Source organism: Govania unica (assembly GCF_027920805.1).
Lineage (GTDB): Bacteria > Pseudomonadota > Alphaproteobacteria > Sphingomonadales > Govanellaceae > Govanella > Govanella unica.
Genome location: NZ_JANWOI010000004.1, coordinates 552,180 through 567,702, shown reverse-complemented (window position 1 = coordinate 567,702; position 15,523 = coordinate 552,180). Strand labels below are relative to the sequence as shown.

At 57.7% G+C, this 15,523-nt stretch carries 15 protein-coding genes; 12 read left to right on the top strand and 3 right to left on the bottom strand.

Going from position 1 to position 15,523, the window contains the following annotated elements; all coding sequences use genetic code 11:
• Positions 1-129 precede the first annotated feature (129 nt).
• The 9 genes from NYP16_RS13465 to NYP16_RS13425 all read left to right on the top strand — a co-directional run bounded on the left by NYP16_RS13465 (position 130) and on the right by NYP16_RS13425 (position 8,938).
• On the top strand, positions 130-309 hold the full coding sequence (locus NYP16_RS13465) for a Flp family type IVb pilin (RefSeq protein WP_274944679.1): 180 nt from the start codon (positions 130-132) through the stop codon (positions 307-309).
• A gap of 160 nt (positions 310-469) precedes the next feature.
• Positions 470-1,051: an A24 family peptidase gene (locus NYP16_RS13460; RefSeq protein WP_274944678.1), complete on the top strand. Its 582-nt coding sequence runs from the start codon at positions 470-472 to the stop codon at positions 1,049-1,051.
• Between the two features lie 43 nt (positions 1,052-1,094).
• The gene (gene cpaB, locus NYP16_RS13455) at positions 1,095-1,976 is read left to right on the top strand and encodes a Flp pilus assembly protein CpaB (RefSeq protein ID WP_274944677.1); all 882 of its coding nucleotides are present in this window, start codon (positions 1,095-1,097) and stop codon (positions 1,974-1,976) included.
• Positions 1,973-3,376 carry a type II and III secretion system protein family protein gene (locus NYP16_RS13450; protein WP_274944676.1) on the top strand — a complete coding sequence of 468 codons (1,404 nt, stop codon included), beginning with the start codon at positions 1,973-1,975 and terminating at the stop codon, positions 3,374-3,376. The genes cpaB and NYP16_RS13450 overlap by 4 nt, the downstream gene beginning before the upstream one ends.
• Before the next feature lie 10 nt (positions 3,377-3,386).
• Complete coding sequence (locus tag NYP16_RS13445) at positions 3,387-4,025, top strand: CpaD family pilus assembly lipoprotein (RefSeq protein WP_274944675.1); 639 nt, start codon at positions 3,387-3,389, stop codon at positions 4,023-4,025.
• Positions 4,026-4,044: 19 nt separating this feature from the next.
• A complete protein-coding gene (locus NYP16_RS13440; protein ID WP_274944674.1) occupies positions 4,045-5,274 on the top strand; it encodes an AAA family ATPase in 1,230 nt (409 codons plus the stop codon).
• Positions 5,275-5,296: 22 nt separating this feature from the next.
• On the top strand, positions 5,297-6,979 hold the full coding sequence (locus NYP16_RS14560; protein WP_274944673.1) for a CpaF family protein: 1,683 nt from the start codon (positions 5,297-5,299) through the stop codon (positions 6,977-6,979).
• A 1-nt stretch (position 6,980) separates the two neighbouring features.
• On the top strand, positions 6,981-7,967 hold the full coding sequence (locus NYP16_RS13430; RefSeq protein WP_274944672.1) for a type II secretion system F family protein: 987 nt from the start codon (positions 6,981-6,983) through the stop codon (positions 7,965-7,967).
• 2 nt (positions 7,968-7,969) lie between these two features.
• Positions 7,970-8,938, top strand: a complete 969-nt coding sequence (locus NYP16_RS13425; RefSeq protein WP_274944671.1) for a type II secretion system F family protein — start codon at positions 7,970-7,972, stop codon at positions 8,936-8,938.
• Between the two features lie 4 nt (positions 8,939-8,942).
• On the opposite strand, the gene NYP16_RS13420 is transcribed toward NYP16_RS13425, so the two are convergent.
• Positions 8,943-10,829 carry a sensor histidine kinase gene (locus NYP16_RS13420; protein WP_274944670.1) on the bottom strand — a complete coding sequence of 629 codons (1,887 nt, stop codon included), beginning with the start codon at positions 10,827-10,829 and terminating at the stop codon, positions 8,943-8,945.
• Positions 10,830-11,165: 336 nt separating this feature from the next.
• Here NYP16_RS13420 and NYP16_RS13415 point away from each other — a divergent pair, with 336 nt between their 5' ends.
• From NYP16_RS13415 to NYP16_RS13405, 3 genes are all read left to right on the top strand, one after another.
• On the top strand, positions 11,166-12,398 hold the full coding sequence (locus tag NYP16_RS13415; RefSeq protein ID WP_274944669.1) for a PAS domain-containing sensor histidine kinase: 1,233 nt from the start codon (positions 11,166-11,168) through the stop codon (positions 12,396-12,398).
• A 141-nt stretch (positions 12,399-12,539) separates the two neighbouring features.
• Positions 12,540-12,857 carry a DUF2849 domain-containing protein gene (locus NYP16_RS13410; RefSeq protein WP_274944668.1) on the top strand — a complete coding sequence of 106 codons (318 nt, stop codon included), beginning with the start codon at positions 12,540-12,542 and terminating at the stop codon, positions 12,855-12,857.
• Between the two features lie 11 nt (positions 12,858-12,868).
• The gene (locus NYP16_RS13405; RefSeq protein ID WP_274944667.1) at positions 12,869-13,165 is read left to right on the top strand and encodes an SCP2 sterol-binding domain-containing protein; all 297 of its coding nucleotides are present in this window, start codon (positions 12,869-12,871) and stop codon (positions 13,163-13,165) included.
• 161 nt (positions 13,166-13,326) lie between these two features.
• Here the strand turns inward: NYP16_RS13405 and NYP16_RS13400 are convergent, their stop codons facing one another.
• The gene (locus tag NYP16_RS13400) at positions 13,327-14,415 is read right to left on the bottom strand and encodes an OmpA family protein (protein WP_274944666.1); all 1,089 of its coding nucleotides are present in this window, start codon (positions 14,413-14,415) and stop codon (positions 13,327-13,329) included.
• A 597-nt stretch (positions 14,416-15,012) separates the two neighbouring features.
• Positions 15,013-15,513: a DUF2793 domain-containing protein gene (locus NYP16_RS13395; protein WP_274944665.1), complete on the bottom strand. Its 501-nt coding sequence runs from the start codon at positions 15,511-15,513 to the stop codon at positions 15,013-15,015.
• Between the last annotated feature and the right edge of the window lie 10 nt (positions 15,514-15,523).

Here is a 15,523-nt window from a genome sequence, read left to right as displayed (position 1 = left end):
GCTAAAGTATTCACGCATCTTTATTCACTAAATTCGAATTGTTTAAGTTGATCCCTGTGCGTTAACCTTTCTTTTAGACATCTCAGGCAAAGTGACATCACTGATAACTTGGCAAACTGGAGACAAGTGATGTTCACCTTGATCAAAAAAATTCGTAAAAACGAAGCCGGCGCCACTGCCATCGAATACGGCCTGATCGCTGCCCTCGTTGCAATTGGTTGTATCGCTGCCCTGACCCAACTTGGCGGCAGCTTGACGGACACCTTCACCAACGTGAAGTCGGAACTCGACACCGCGAACGGCAAGTAACACTGAACTCCTCCGGGGTTTTGATGACTGTCCTGCAACGGCCCCGGATTGTGTTCGGGGCCGTTCCAATTTCGCTCTGCCGTCTGCGCTCTAACAGCGCAGCTAAAAACATCAAAAGGTGAATCGGCAAAAGATTCGCCGCGACGCGAGAATAACCGGCATGGATATGCTCAAGGTCCTCAGTCTGACCTTTGTGCTGGCGATGGCCGTTGTCCTAATCTTGGCCGCCATTCGTGACAGCCGTCATTATATCATCGACAACAAGACGGTGTTGACCGTGCTTGTTCTCGCGCTGCTGTTCCATGGCGCGCAGGCCTTGCTGCCTGCCGAATCCCGACTCACTCCGGCAATCGGCGCCAATCTTGGCAGCGCCCTGATACTTGCCGTCATCATCTTTGCCCTGACCAGCATTTTGTTCGCCCTCAATCTCATGGGTGGCGGCGATGTGAAACTGCTGACCGTCATGATGATCTGGTCTGGCCCGGCGCTCGCGCTTCCCTTCCTGCTTCTGACCGCGATCGCGGGTGGCCTGCTGTCCGCCGTGGTCCTGCTGCGGATAAAATTGCAGGCCCGCGGCCTTGTCACCCGCAACGAAGCTTCACCGATTGTAAACCCTCTTGGCTCTAGTCTTGCTCCGTGCACCGGCATCGCGGCGGCAAAGGTCCCTTATGGCCTCGGCATCTGTGTCGGTGGTCTTTATGTCGCCTGGGTGCTCGCACAGCGCCTCATGGATGTGATGTGAGAGCTGTCATGAATGAGATTTTAAAAGGCGAGGTACAAAAGCAATGAATTCGCGCAGCGTACTCATGATTGTTGCCGCCCTGGTGATTGCAGGAGCAGCCGCTTTCCTCGCCCGTAGTTGGCTTGGCACTGGACAACCGACGGAAACGGCGCAAGCTGAGAAAAAACCGGCTGTCGAAGTTCTCGTCGCTGCGGCCAATCTCCCCTCGGGGCGCCTCATTCAAAAAGGCGATCTGACCTGGCAGCACTGGCCGGAAAAGAATCTGTCGGAACATTACATCCGCAAAGTCAGCGGCAGCGAAGACGCCGACCTCATGGGCGCCGTGGTGCGCACAGGCGTGCATGCGTCCGAGCCCCTGACACAAGGCGGCATCGTCAAAAAAGGCGAGCGCGGTTTCATGTCGGCGATTCTCGCGCCCGGCATGCGCGCGGTGTCGATCCGCGTGTCGGCGACCACCGGGGTCTCCGGCTTCATCTTTCCCGGCGACCGCGTCGATCTGATTCTCACCCAGTCCATCGACCGCGACAACGGCCCCAAACTCCGCGCCAGCGAAACCGTGCTCAAAAACGCCCGCGTGCTCGGCATCGATCAACGCGCCGACGATCAGGAAAACGCGCCGAACGTCGCCAAAACCGTCACCATCGAAGTCAGCCCCGCCCAGGCCGAACAGATTGCTCTTCTCAGCGACATGGGCGACATGACCCTGAGCCTGCGCAGCCTCGGCGATCCTGACATCACCACCACGGAAGACGCCACGCTCGACAAGGGCAGTGCGGAAAAAGGCCAGACCATCACCTGGGATCGCGACGTCAGCCGCATGCCGCGCATGGGTGGCAACCACGGCGCAAGCGGCAAGGGCCCGACAGTCGACGTCACCCGTGGCAACAAAACCGAACAGGTCGCCATCGGAGGACACCGCTCATGAGCGCCTACCGCACCCTGCAACGGGCCCTGCTGACAGCCGCCCTGCTGCTGCCGCTCTCCCAGCCGACCTTTGCCGCAGCCATAAGCCGCGCAAGCGACGCCACGCTCACTGTATCCGTTAATAACGGCACTCTCATCAAACTCGACAAACCAGCGTCGAGCGTGTTCGTGGCCGACCCCAACATCGCCGACATTCAGGTCAAGTCGTCCCGTCTGGTCTATGTGTTCGGTAAGGCTCCCGGCACCACCACGGTCTATGCAGTCTCCGGCACGGACGACGTGCTGTTCAGCGCTCAGATCGTCGTCTCCCACGACCTGACCCAGGCCCGTGCCGCCCTGCAAAAAATGATGCCGGGCAACAATATCGATGTGCAGCAAATGAATGGCGTTCTGGTTCTGACCGGCAACGCCAGATCCCCGGTCGAAGCCAATGACGTCCAGCAAATGGCGCAGAAACTCATCGGCAAGGACAGCGAAGTCCTCAATCGTCTGACCGTAGCAACGCCGCCCCAAGTGAATATCCGCGTGCGTGTGGCCGAAGTCTCCCGCGACGTGGCCAAGCAGCTCGGCTTCAATTGGGAAGGCACGCTCGGCATCGGTAAAAGCGTCATCGGCCTGCAAACCTCGCGCAATGTTTTTGATATTGTGAAGGACCAGGTTCTCAATACCCCGATCAAGGAATTCAAGCCCCTTGGAACCGGCATCGGCAGCGCCTTCGGCAGCATCGTCACCGGCCGTCTCGATCTCAATTACATCATTGACGCGCTTGAAACCGAAGGCTTCCTGACCGTGCTCGCAGAACCGAATCTGACGTCATTGTCCGGCGAATTCGCCTCCTTCCTCGCGGGCGGAGAATTCCCCATTCCGGTCCCGCAGGAACGCGGCGTCATCACCATCGAATACCGCAAATTCGGTGTCGGCCTGCAGTTCACGCCGACTGTCCTTGCCGACAACAGCATCAATCTGAAAATTCAGCCCGAAGTGAGCCAGCTGTCGTCCGCCGGCGCCATCACGCTCAACGGCTTCAACGTCCCGGCCCTGACCACACGGCGCGCCGAGACCACCGTTGAACTCGCCAGCGGCCAAAGCTTTGCCATCGCCGGTCTGTTGCAAAACAATATCGAACGCGAACTGAGCAAATTCCCCGGCCTTGGCGACCTGCCGATTCTCGGCGCACTGTTTCGTTCCGACCGTTTCCGCCGCCAGGAAACCGAGCTGATCATCATCGTCACGCCCTATCTCGTGCAGCCGACCAGCAAAAAAATTCCGATCCCGCAAGACGGTCTGCAAATTCCGAATGACGGCGAACGCAATCTTGACGGACAAAGCTATCGCGCCGTGCCACCGGCTCCCGCCCCGGCTGCCGACACCACAGCCCGCGCCGGCTTCATGTTGAATTAGGAAGATGATCATGACCGCACGCATCTCCGCTCTCCTCCTCCTCGCCATGGGCCTCAGTGCCTGCGCGGAAAAAAGCACGGTGTGGGACAATAACCAAGGCACACGACAGAACACCGTCGAACTGCTGCGCGTTCCCTATGACGTTCAGTTCGCGGGCGACATGACGGCGCTGACCACACAGGAAACCGCCCGGCTCGATCAGTTTCTCGCCACCGTGAAACCCGGCACCCATGACGTGATCACGATTGACGCCGCCGACAGCGCTACCCGGCTCGCGAGCCTCCGCAGCGACAGCCTGCGCAGCCATCTGACCAAAGCCGGATACAAGGTCGCCGCAGGGCTCACCCCAGGCGGGGAATCGCCTGCGGCCAACAGCCTCCGCCTTATGGTCGAACGCGCGGTCGTGCGTGGCCCCAAATGCCCGGACTGGAGCCGCAAAGCCGCCCCGAACTATGCCAACGCCCCGACCAGCAACCTGGGCTGCGCAACGGAAAGCGCGCTCGGTCTCATGGTCGCCAATCCGCGCGATCTTGTAAGCCCCGAGACCTACGAACCGGCCAATAGCGAATCCGCGGCCCAGGCCGTGCAAAGACTGCGCACCGACAAGGTCAAATGGACCGATACAAAGTCCGCGACCACAGACAAGTAACGACTGAAGGACCGCATCCATGATAGCAGGCACCAGACATACGAAAGATGCAGGCAATGACTTTGCCGCCTTCGTCGCCGACGCCAGCGTAACCGAATGCCTTGTCCCGGTTCTGGCGGAACGCGGTTGGCCGCTTGATTGCGTCAGCACCGGCGGCATCGAAATGGCCATTCGCACGCTCGGGGCGTCACACTCCCCCCGAGTGCTTGTGGTTGATCTGTCAAGTTCGTCGGATCCGCTCGCCGATATCAATGCGCTCGCCGAAGTCTGTGAACCCGGCACCTCGGTGATCGCCATCGGTGACAAAAATGACGTGACGCTCTACCGGTCCCTGGTCGAATCCGGCGTGCTTGATTACTTCGTCAAGCCGGTCGCCCCTGACGACTTCCGCTCCGCCATCCATATGGCCGAACAGGCCATGCGCCCGCATGAAGAAGCCACCCCGGCCAGCGCCAACGAAGGCCCGCGCACCATCGCCGTCATCGGCGTACGTGGCGGCACCGGCGCAAGTCTGATCGCCTCGACCGCAGCCTGGATCATCGGCAATGAGTTCGGCCGCTCCGCCGCTCTTCTTGATCTCGACATTCACTTCGGCACCGCAGCACTCACCTTCGATCTCGAACCCGGGCGCGGCCTTGTGGATGCGCTCAGCAACCCGAGCCGCGTCGACAGTCTGTTCATCGAACGTGCCGTCATCAAGGAATCGGACAAGTTCTCGATCCTCAGCGCCGAGGCCGCGCTCGGTGACGCAACCCAGCCCGATCCCGCCGCCCTCAGCCATTTGCTGACCGAGGTCAAACGCAATTACCAAACCGTCCTGATCGATCTGCCGCGCCATATGTCGACGCAGTATCCGTTCCTGCTCGCCGAATGTTCGGACATTCTGTTGGTGACCGACATGACGCTCGCCTCAACCCGCGACGCGATCCGGCTGCTTGGTTTCATCAAGGACCACGCACCCCAGGCGCAGGTCCGTCTTGCCGTCAACCGGCTCGGCATCAACGGACTGGTCGAAGTCGAACAAAAGGATTTCGAAGCCGCCATCGAACGCAAAATCGACTTCCTCATTCCAAATGATCCGAAGTCCGTGGTCACCGCGACCAAGCGCGGCAAGCCGCTGCCGGTTGCCGCTGCATCATCAAAACTCGTTCAGTCCATCCACAGCCTGAGCGTAGCCTTGAACGGCATAGCTGACCGTAAAATGGCCGAGCCGTTCTGGAAAAAATTTGTCGCCATCGGCAAAAAGTAACGACTAGCAATAAGGAAATCCCGTGTTCGGACGCAGACAAACTCAGGGTCTCTCAGCTGATCTGCCTAAAAAGCAGACGCCCGGCTTTGGCCGTGGCCTGAGCGCGCGCGCCGAGTCTGCACCGCCACAGGCTGAGGCCGCGCCCGCCGCATCCCTACAGCAGTCCGCGCCCCTGCCTCCGACCGGCGCGATCGTTGATCATGTGTTCGAACTGATCGAACCGATCGTCAAACAGAAATACGCCAATCCGGCAGACCGCCAGAAAACAACCGGCGATCTATCGGTTGAAATTGATGGCATCATCCGCGAACAAACCCTGCTGCTTAACATCACGCTCAACGAACTTGAACGCCGCGATCTCGTGACAATTCTTTTGAACGAGATCCTCACCGCCGACGTCAAATCCTCATCATCCGGAAAAGGCAAAGGCCAGAAACAGGCGTCCAGCAAAGAAACCATCGAAGCTGCCAAAAACCGCCTGCAACCTTTGCTGCTTGAACATATCGACTCCCAGGCCGCCGCCGAACTCGAACGCGGCGAACTTGCCGAACAAATCAGCGAAGTCATCAGCGAGCTGATGGTTCAGGAAAAAATCAACCTGAACCTCAAGGAACAGCGCGAACTTGTGACCATGCTGCTCAACGACATGTTGGGACTTGGTCCGCTTGAACCGCTGCTGCAAGACGAAAAAATCACCGACATTCTCGTCAATGGTCCGGATCAGATCTATATCGAAACCGGCGGCAGATTGCAGCTGACGGATATCAAATTCCGCGATCAGGCGCATTTGATGAATATCTGCACCCGCATCGTCTCGGCCATCGGCCGCCGCGTGGATGAATCGTCCCCGTTATGCGATGCGCGCCTCAAGGATGGCAGCCGCGTCAATATCATCATCCCGCCGCTCGCCATCGATGGCTCATCGATTTCGATCCGTAAATTCTCCAAAAAGAAAATCACCCTCGACCGCATGGTCGATACGCTCAATCTTTCACCGCAAATGTGCACCGTGCTGAAAATCGCCGGAGCCTGCCGCCTCAACATCGTGATTTCCGGCGGCACGGGCTCGGGCAAAACAACCATGCTGAACGCGCTGTCGCGGCTCATCGATCCCGGCGAACGCGTGGTCACCATCGAAGACGCCGCCGAACTACAATTGCAGCAACCCCATGTGGTGCGCCTTGAAACCCGGCCGGCCAATCTTGAAGGCAACGGCGAAATCACCATGCGCGATCTCCTCAAGAACGCGCTCCGCATGCGACCGGATCGCATCATCCTCGGCGAGGTCCGCGGCGGCGAGGCGCTTGACGTGCTGCAAGCCATGAACACAGGCCATGACGGCTCCATGTGCACGCTCCACGCGAACCGTCCGCGTGAGGCCCTCGTGCGTCTTGAAAACATGGTCAGCATGGGCTCCGTCAACTTGCCGCAAAAAGCCATTCGTACCCAGATCGCGGCGGCCGTCGACCTCATCGTGCAGGTGTCTCGCATGCGCGACGGCGTGCGCCGGGTTCAGGCTATCTCCGAAGTCGTCGGCATGGAAGGTGACGTCATCACCACACAGGATCTGTTCACCTATGAATTCGAAGGTGAAGACGACAACGGCACTTTGATCGGTAGTTTCCGCTCAACCGGGGTCCGTCCGCATTTCGCCATCAAGGCCGAATATTATGGCCTGCACCGTGCGCTTCTGGAGGCCATGTGACATGACCAGCATCAATCCCAACATCATCTTTCTCGGTGTTTTCGGCGCGATGCTCATCATCTTTGGCTCGGTGGTGTTTTTCGCCAATCTGCTCAGCCCGGCCAACAAAGCCGTAAGCCAGCGCCTCACCCGTTTCAAGGAACGCTACAAGGCGAACAAATCGATCGATGCCTCGCGGCGTTTGCAAATTTATTCCCGCGACAGCAATCTTGAAGATCTTCTGAAACGCATCCTGCCCCGTCCGGCGGAACTGCGGCAACGCCTCAACCGCACCGGCAAGGCGATCACCCTCGGGCAGTTTGCAGCGGCGAACGGCATCGCCACCGTCATCTTCACTCTGCTGTTGTTGCTGGCCAGCGGTTTTCCGGCGATCGCCTGTCTTTTCGGCGGCATTTTTCTCGGCATCGGCCTGCCGCACATGAGCGTCAATTATCTCATCAACAAGCGTCAGGAAAAATTCCTGGCGCTGTTTCCCGAGGCCATCGACCTCATTGTGCGAGGCCTGAAATCGGGCTTGCCGGTGATCGAGTCCATCAATGCCGTCAGCCGTGAAATGGATGACCCGGTCGGCACTGAATTTCGCCGCATCGCCGATGACATCCGCTTCGGCAAGACCATGACCGACTCCTTATGGAGCGCTACGGAGCGCCTGTCCGTCGCGGAATTCAAATTCTTTGTCATCAGTCTTTCCGTGCAACAGGAAACCGGCGGCAACCTTGCCGAAACCCTTGGCAACCTGTCGGGCATCCTGCGCTCCCGTCAGCAAATGAAACTGAAGATCAGGGCCATGTCATCCGAGGGCCGCGCCAGCGCCATGATCATCGGCTCGCTGCCGTTCATCATGTATGGGCTGATCCTGGTGATGAATCCGGAATATGGAGCCGTGCTCTACACCGATCCGCGCGCCCAGATGGTCGCTGTCGGCGCCCTGATCTGGATGGGTATCGGCATGCTGATGATCAAAAAAATGATTTCATTCGAGATCTGATGATGGACAATTTACCCTTCGGCCTGAAACCCCAAGACCTGATCACCCTGATGGCAGCGGCATCGGCTTTTCTGATGGTGCTCGCGGTCTGGAGCTCCGGGCTCGTGAGCGACCCCATGCGCGGGCGGCTCGAAGCCCTGAAGAACCGTCGCGATGCGCTCAAATCCGGATATATCGCGGCGCGCAAACGCACTCCCGTCAAACGCACGAAAAGCGTCGGCTTCATGCGCGAGGTCCTCAACCGCGTCAATGTGGTCAAGGAAGAACAATCACGCAAATTCAGTCAGCAACTGGCAGCAGCTGGCATCCGATCGAGGGACGGCGTCGTCATCCTGATGTTTTTCAAATTGATCCTGCCGATTCTGATTGGCCTGATCGCCCTTGTCATGATTTTCGGCCTGAAGCTGTTCGACTGGTCGCAACCGACGAAATTCGCGGCCTTTGTCGGCTCCATGTTGCTCGCCTCCATGGCCCCGGACTTCTACTTGAAAAACCTTGTGCAGAAGCGTCAGCAAGCCATCCGCAAAGGTCTTCCGGATGCGCTTGATCTTCTGGTCATCTGCGCCGAAGCCGGGCTCACGCTCGACGCCGCGCTGCAACGTGTGGCCCGTGAAAATCAGCGCGCCTGCCCCGAACTCGCCGATGAACTCGGGCTCACCTCCATTGAACTCGGCTTTCTTCCCGACCGCCGCCAGGCGCTCGCCAATCTCGCCGCCCGCGTCGAACTGCCTGCCGTCAAGGCCGTGGTGGCGACGCTCAGTCAGGCGGAAAAATACGGCACACCGCTCGCCCAGTCCCTGCGTGTTCTGTCGGCTGAATTCCGCAACGAGCGCATGATGAAGGCCGAGGAAAAAGCCGCCCGCCTGCCGGCAATCATGACCATTCCGCTGATCGTCTTCATCATGCCGACCTTGTTCGTCGTGCTCATGGGTCCGGCGGCCTGCAGCATTTCCGACAATCTGATGAAATAATCCGTCACTCGATCCGTTGCCGCGGGAACAGAATGCCAAAGGTCGTGCCCTGCCCGATCTCGCTGACGATCTCAAGCGCCGCATCATGCAGATCGAGAATGGATTTTGCGATCGCAAGCCCAAGCCCCGCACCATCATGGCGTCGTGTCAGATGTGAATCCACCTGCGTAAACGGCTCAAGAATGCGGGCGCGATCGGTCTCGGCAATGCCAATGCCGGTGTCGCTGATGGCAAAATAATATTCCCCCTCAGTCGTCACACTGACCTGCAACCTGACCCGACCACCGGGCGGCGTGAATTTTATGGCGTTGTGTAACAGATTGATCAGCACCTGCTGAATGCGGGCTTCATCACCGATCAACACCGGCAAATGATCTTCAAGCACGGACTCAAGCACCAGACCGCGCTCCGTGGCCCGGGGAGTCACAATCCGCAAACAGCGCCGGATCAGATCGCTCACAACAATCGGACCTTCATCCAGTTCGACCTGTCCGGCTTCAATGCGTGATATCTCCAGGAGATCATTGATGGTGCTCAAAAGATTGCTGCCGGAATCCTTGATGTCCTGCGCATATTCCATGTATTTCGGATTTCCGATCCGGCCGAGCGTCTCAAGCCTCAGAATATCGGCAAACCCGATTACCGCATTCAACGGCGTTCTGAGTTCATGGCTCATCATCGCAAGAAATCGTGACTTGGCTTTTGACGCCGCAATGGCCACATCCCGGGCCTCGCTCAGCTCTTTTTCCTTCAGCTGTGTCAGATGCCGGTATTTCTCTGCAAACAGCACGGCAAACATCATGCAGATCAGGGCGAAACTGATGCGGAAAAGCGATTGATAGAACTCCCCCCAGGGCAGCACGCCAAAACGCTCGAACGGCACCAGAATCAAAACCCCGCAAAAATACAGCCAACTCAGCGAAAATAATTTTCTGTATTTCTGTTTGTTGCGCCACAAGATCAACGAAAGAGCCAGACTTCCAAAAAATCCGAAGATCACAGATGCGAACATCAAACTATGGGCCAGCCGGAAATCGACCAGACTGATCAACAGTACGAGGACGCTCAATTTCTCAAAAATCCGGCACAGCAGATCAAGCTTCGGCGCATAGACTGCAAGATGCAGAAACAATCGTGTAAATCGAGTGAGGGAAAACAGGATAAGGCAGTTGCAGGCAGAAATGACAAAATTCGCCGCCCAGGTGGTTTCTGGCAGCACATAAGCGCTCATATATCCCCAGATCGAGGAGAAATATCCGCCAACCCCAATGACCAAAATGGAAAACAGAAGATATTCGCTGTCGCGAACAATGGCAAAGATCGCAAAACTGTAAAAGGCCGCCGCCAGAATGATCCCAAAAAACAAAATGGACGGATCATAGCTGCGGGACAGCTCCACATAAAACGTCTCCACATCATGCAGGCTCACATCAAAGGCAAGAATGCTATCGCCCGAGAGCCGCACATAATAGGTCACATCCGCATGGGGCGGCACCGTCACCCGAAACAACGCATTGCGTCCGGGAATATCGACCGAACGACCAACAACACTGTCGCCCGCAAGCTGCTGTTGAAATCCTGTGCCGGTGAGCGAAGGCCGATAAAACTCCAGGCGATCAATCGTCGGAAACCCGAATTCCACAATCTGATCCACAGCCGTCGCCCCGGGATTATGCAGCGTGAACCGCCCCCACCAGGCGGCGCGGCTAAATCCCATATTGGAGCTTTTCCCGTCGACGGCCACAAAATGCGCCTGCATGGCCGGTTCGCTCACCTCGGCGATGCCGAGTTTTTCACTGGAGTCTTTTAGGATATCAAGCCTTTCCGTCAGGCTTTTTGTTGTGCCACCGGTCTCGACAACAGTCGTCGCCCGCACGGATGCAGAGGCCATCGAAGGACAACCAAAGACTGCCGCACAGGCAAAAATAAGGAAACAGCTGACAACAGTGACCAATGCCCGCACAAACACCTTCCTCCCCCTGTAGACCAGAACAGCATGCAGCGCATGCGTATCGTCACGATATCAGAAAAACCCACTAAAACCTTTACGGCCCCTTTTTATTATGTCGCCCTATCACCCTTGGTATGTCTTAACAAGTAAATACACAAATTAACCATTGATTAACCAATCATTTTCATTGATGATTCTGCGACGCCACAGAAACAACGGCATGTAACAAGTTGATCTTCTGTAGCTTGAGGGAGGTTGGTTCTATGGGAGTACAGTGTGTACCCGGATATAATTAAGGCGGCAGAAAGCACGCCGAAACCGGATTTGAAAGGCCATCATGCCGGCCTTGGTCCACGCTCGACTGGCGACGGTTTCCTGGGCACAAGCCCCTTCGAAGACGGCGAAATTACCGTCGGTGCCGGGCTGTTTGACTCAGTCTTCCATGAAGTTGACGAAGCAATCGCCATTCTCGCCGCCAATGATGACCGTCCTCTGGTGGTCGACGTCAATGCCCAGTTCGAACGTCAAACCGGCTTCAGCCGGCGCGAAATACGCGGCAATGATCTGTTCTCTCTGTTGCCCGCCGCCGAAGAAACAGGCTATGCGCTCGCAACCCTGCGGCAGGCTCTGAGTGAACGCAAATCTGCCGTGATCGAAACCCGCATCCTCCGCAAGGGCGACGCTGCAGTCCCAGTCCAATTGACGGTCCGGCCCTATCGCTTGCCCGACGGCAGCAATCAGTTATCAAGCCAGTTCGTCTGCGTAATGCGCACAACGCAACCCGAAGGTCGCGGTGAAGACCAGGCAGCCCGTGTCATCACCAACCGGCTTTTGACATTTCTAAGCCACGATCTGCGCACACCGCTGAATGGCATTCTCGGATTTTCCGAAATCATGATGACAGGCTTCATCGGCCCGCTTGAAGCCGATGATTACCGCGCCTATGCCAAAGACATCCATGTTGCGGGCCAGGATCTGTTGCGCCTCATCAATGGGCTTCTCGACCTCAGCCATTCCGAAACCGGACGGCTTCAGTTGTGCGACAGCATTTTCTCCCTTTCAAACTGCCTGGACGCCTGTCTCGACGCCACACGGGAGCGCGCGGTTAAATCCGGCGTCACTCTCAGCCGCTCGATCGCCCGCAACCTTCCCGCCTTTCGCGGGGACGAGACGCGCATTCGCCAAGTCATCCTGATCATGCTCGCCAATGCGCTCAAATATACCCTGCCCGGAGGCCGCATCACCCTCACCATGCGCAGCAAAGCCGGCGGGGTCGAAATCTGCTGCAAGGATGACGGCGTCGGCATCGCCGGAAACGAACTTGTCTGCGCCTTCCAGCCCTATCGCAAGATCGAGGATACCTACACAAATCCGCGCGCCGGAATCGGTGTCGGCCTTCCGCTCGTCAAGGTGCTGATCGAACAGCATGGCGGATCGGTCGCCATCACCAGCACCGAGGGAAGCGGCACCTGCATCACCCTGCGCCTGCCGCCCGAACGCCTGCTATAAAGCGGGTTCTGGGCGCCAGATCAAGGCGCATGCGGATTTCCTTGAAAAAGCGTCGTGAAAGCGCTTTGATAGAGGCTGTTTTACAGACTGGCCGCCCCCCCCCTCAAGGCTTGCCAACTCAATCAAGGAAATCTGGCGCTTATGGAAGACGGCAGCGAAATCTTCAAGGTAATCACGGCCAATCGGCTGCATGACGGGGTCATTGTCTATGCCCGTGCCCAAGGTACCGATCTTGACTGGGTCACCCAGATCGCCAATGCCACAGCCTTCGGCGAAGCCGAGATCACGGATGCCCTCGAACGCGCCGAACGCGCCGCTGCTGCGAATATCGTCGTGAGTCTTTATCCGGTTGAAGTTGCCGGCCGCAATCGCCCCTTGTCCGCCCGCGAAACCGTGCGCGCCAAAGGCCCGAGCGTCAAATACGGACATGCCGCCGTCGACGCGGATTATTCCATTTAAGGAGCCGAAGCATGAGCATCGACAGCATCATTCAGGGCCTTCAAGGCAAGCTGAGTGGCCTTGGCCTCGCCCGCCGGATCAAGATCGACCTTGGCAGCGACGGCATTCTGCTGATCGACGGCACCGCCAAGCCTCCGGCAATCTCCCGCGCGGATGGTCCGGCCGACGTCACATTGACCACCGACTCGAGTGTTCTGCAGGAGATCCTCGCCGGCGACCTCAACGCCCAGATGGCCTTCATGACCGGCAAGCTGAAGATCGACGGCGACATGGCCCTCGCCATGCAACTCGGACAAGCCCTCGGCTGATATCAGCACTCCAAAGACTTACCAACCACGGGCCCGTAAACGCGGGCCCGTTTGCGTTTGCGTCACCCGACCAACACACATCCGACCACGCATAAAAAAACTGCGTCCCCCGGCAAAGCCAGAGGACGCAGCTTATATCCATCCCCAAAGGGGATCAGAAATTAATCGCCGTAACGGATCGAAACGCGACGGTTCAGGCGTTCCTTGACCTGGTCAGCCGTAGGCACGGCCAGATGGGTCTTACCATAAGCTTCAAGGCCCATGGCATTCGCCGGCACACCGCGCTTGATCAGCTCGTCATACACAGCTTTTGCACGACGTTCCGAAAGCTTCTGGTTGTATTCCGTGGACCCTTTGGTGTCCGTGTAACCGCGGACATAGATTTGGATCGACGGAACTTCACGAGCAGCCGACGCAGCTTCGTCGATGATCTTCTCGTATTCGGCAAGGATATTGTACTTGTCAAAATCGAAATAGATCACGAACGGACCAGGTGCCGGAGCCGGAGGAGGCGGCGGCGGGGGCGGAGGAGGCGGCGGGGGCGGAGGAGGCGGCGGCGGAGCTGCCGGTTCTTCCTTCTTGCCACCGAACTTCCAGACGAGACCAAGCATCACGATGTGATCGGTATAATCCGCATGGAGACGCGCGCCGTTGACGTCACGGATTTTCGGATTTTCCGTACGGAAATAACGATAATCGAGCGTCAGATCGACAGCATCACTCAGACGCTGGCGCAGACCGGCAATGCCCTGATAGGCGAAAACGGTCTTCGAGTTGTCAACGAGCGTGACGTTAGCAGCACGGAGGCTACCGTAGTTTACGCGTGCACCACCAAGACCAAAGCCAAGATAAGGCTTCAGACCACCACCCAGATTAATGTCGTAATACAGGTTGGCCATCAGAGCGGTCGCATCTTGATCGCCCTGGTTTGAACTATACCGGCCAGCAGCAACACCATACGGAAGACCGTTCCGTACGTTTATCCGCTTGGCATTGTTTTCCTGACGACGCAGTTCGGCTTCCAAACGTACGCCGCCGAAGTCATAGCCTAAGCCCGCGCCAAAGGCGATGCCGGTCTTTGGATCAGTATCAAAAGACGCACCGCTAACCGGACCGCGAAACTCTGACTTTTCAGCAATCGAAAGGCCACCACGCACTGTAAAATACCACGGATTGTTGACTTCCGCGGTCGCTGTCTGAGCGACAAGAGCAAAGGCGCTCGCGCCCAAGAGCAGATGATATGCTCTCATGTTGCATTCCCCTTCAGTGTTTTGGGCTTTATCACAACAGTCGGGAACTGTTTGTGCCTCAACCCGGCAATGGACATGCTTTCTCAAGCCATTCCATAGGTGACTGGTATTAAACACGGAATATGGTCGAAATGCGACAGTCCAGTATTCCTTAAGGCAGATTACGCGTCAAACGAGTATCTATGTTGGCTGAGTGTGTCCTTAGAGCAACAGTATCGTTGCGCTGTCGTGCGGTTTACAGAACAGCTGTTCTGGCCAATGACCTGTGCGACAAACTCTGAACTATAGGGGAACCAGACATCCGTGCGGCGTCGCCCCACACGATGATCGGCCTCCGTCCGGCGTTCGTCGCGCCAGGCGGCCCCATCCCAGAATTTTATCTCCACTGAGACGCATGGCCTGGAAGAAGAAATGCTGCGCATATCCAAACCCTCCATTGTCAATTCGCCTCCCCGGTAAAAAAAAGCAAGAACCGGGCCAACCCTCGATCTCCACAACCGATCAGTCGCTTGCCACGAGGCCCTGCACCCCACCGCCGCAAATAAACCGCATAGCTGTCAAGTTTGCGTAACAGTCTCTGCATCGTTTCGACACAGATCAGGGGGCAATCAATCCATGCCCCCGACAGGCCGCGAGCAAGGCGTTCAACGCCGCGCGGGCCTCGCTGTCAACGGTCGTACCGCCGCTCACAGCGGCAATGGCCCCGGCCCGCACCCCGACCACCTGCGTGCCATTCACCCGCAGCGCCGTTCCGCGCAGATCCCCGGCAACCCAGCCCGACCCCGTCATGCGGGCCTCAAGCTGCTCGTCCCGAATCCACACCCGTGCGCCGTCAGGCACAACATAAAAAACCCAGGCCCCGCCGATGAAATGGGCAAGCTTGCCGCTTTGCCCGGACCAGACCCCGGTCGCCCCGGCGGCCACGATCCACATCTGCCCTTCGCCCGGGGACAGGGGCGGGGCGACCAGATCGCGATCCTCCACCACCGCCATGACCATCGCATCAACCATATTAAGGGCGCTGTTATGGGTCACTTCCTTCTGCGCCTGATTGGCCCGGATATAAGGCAGTTTAAGACGCGGCGTGTCTTCACTCATAGCAACAAGC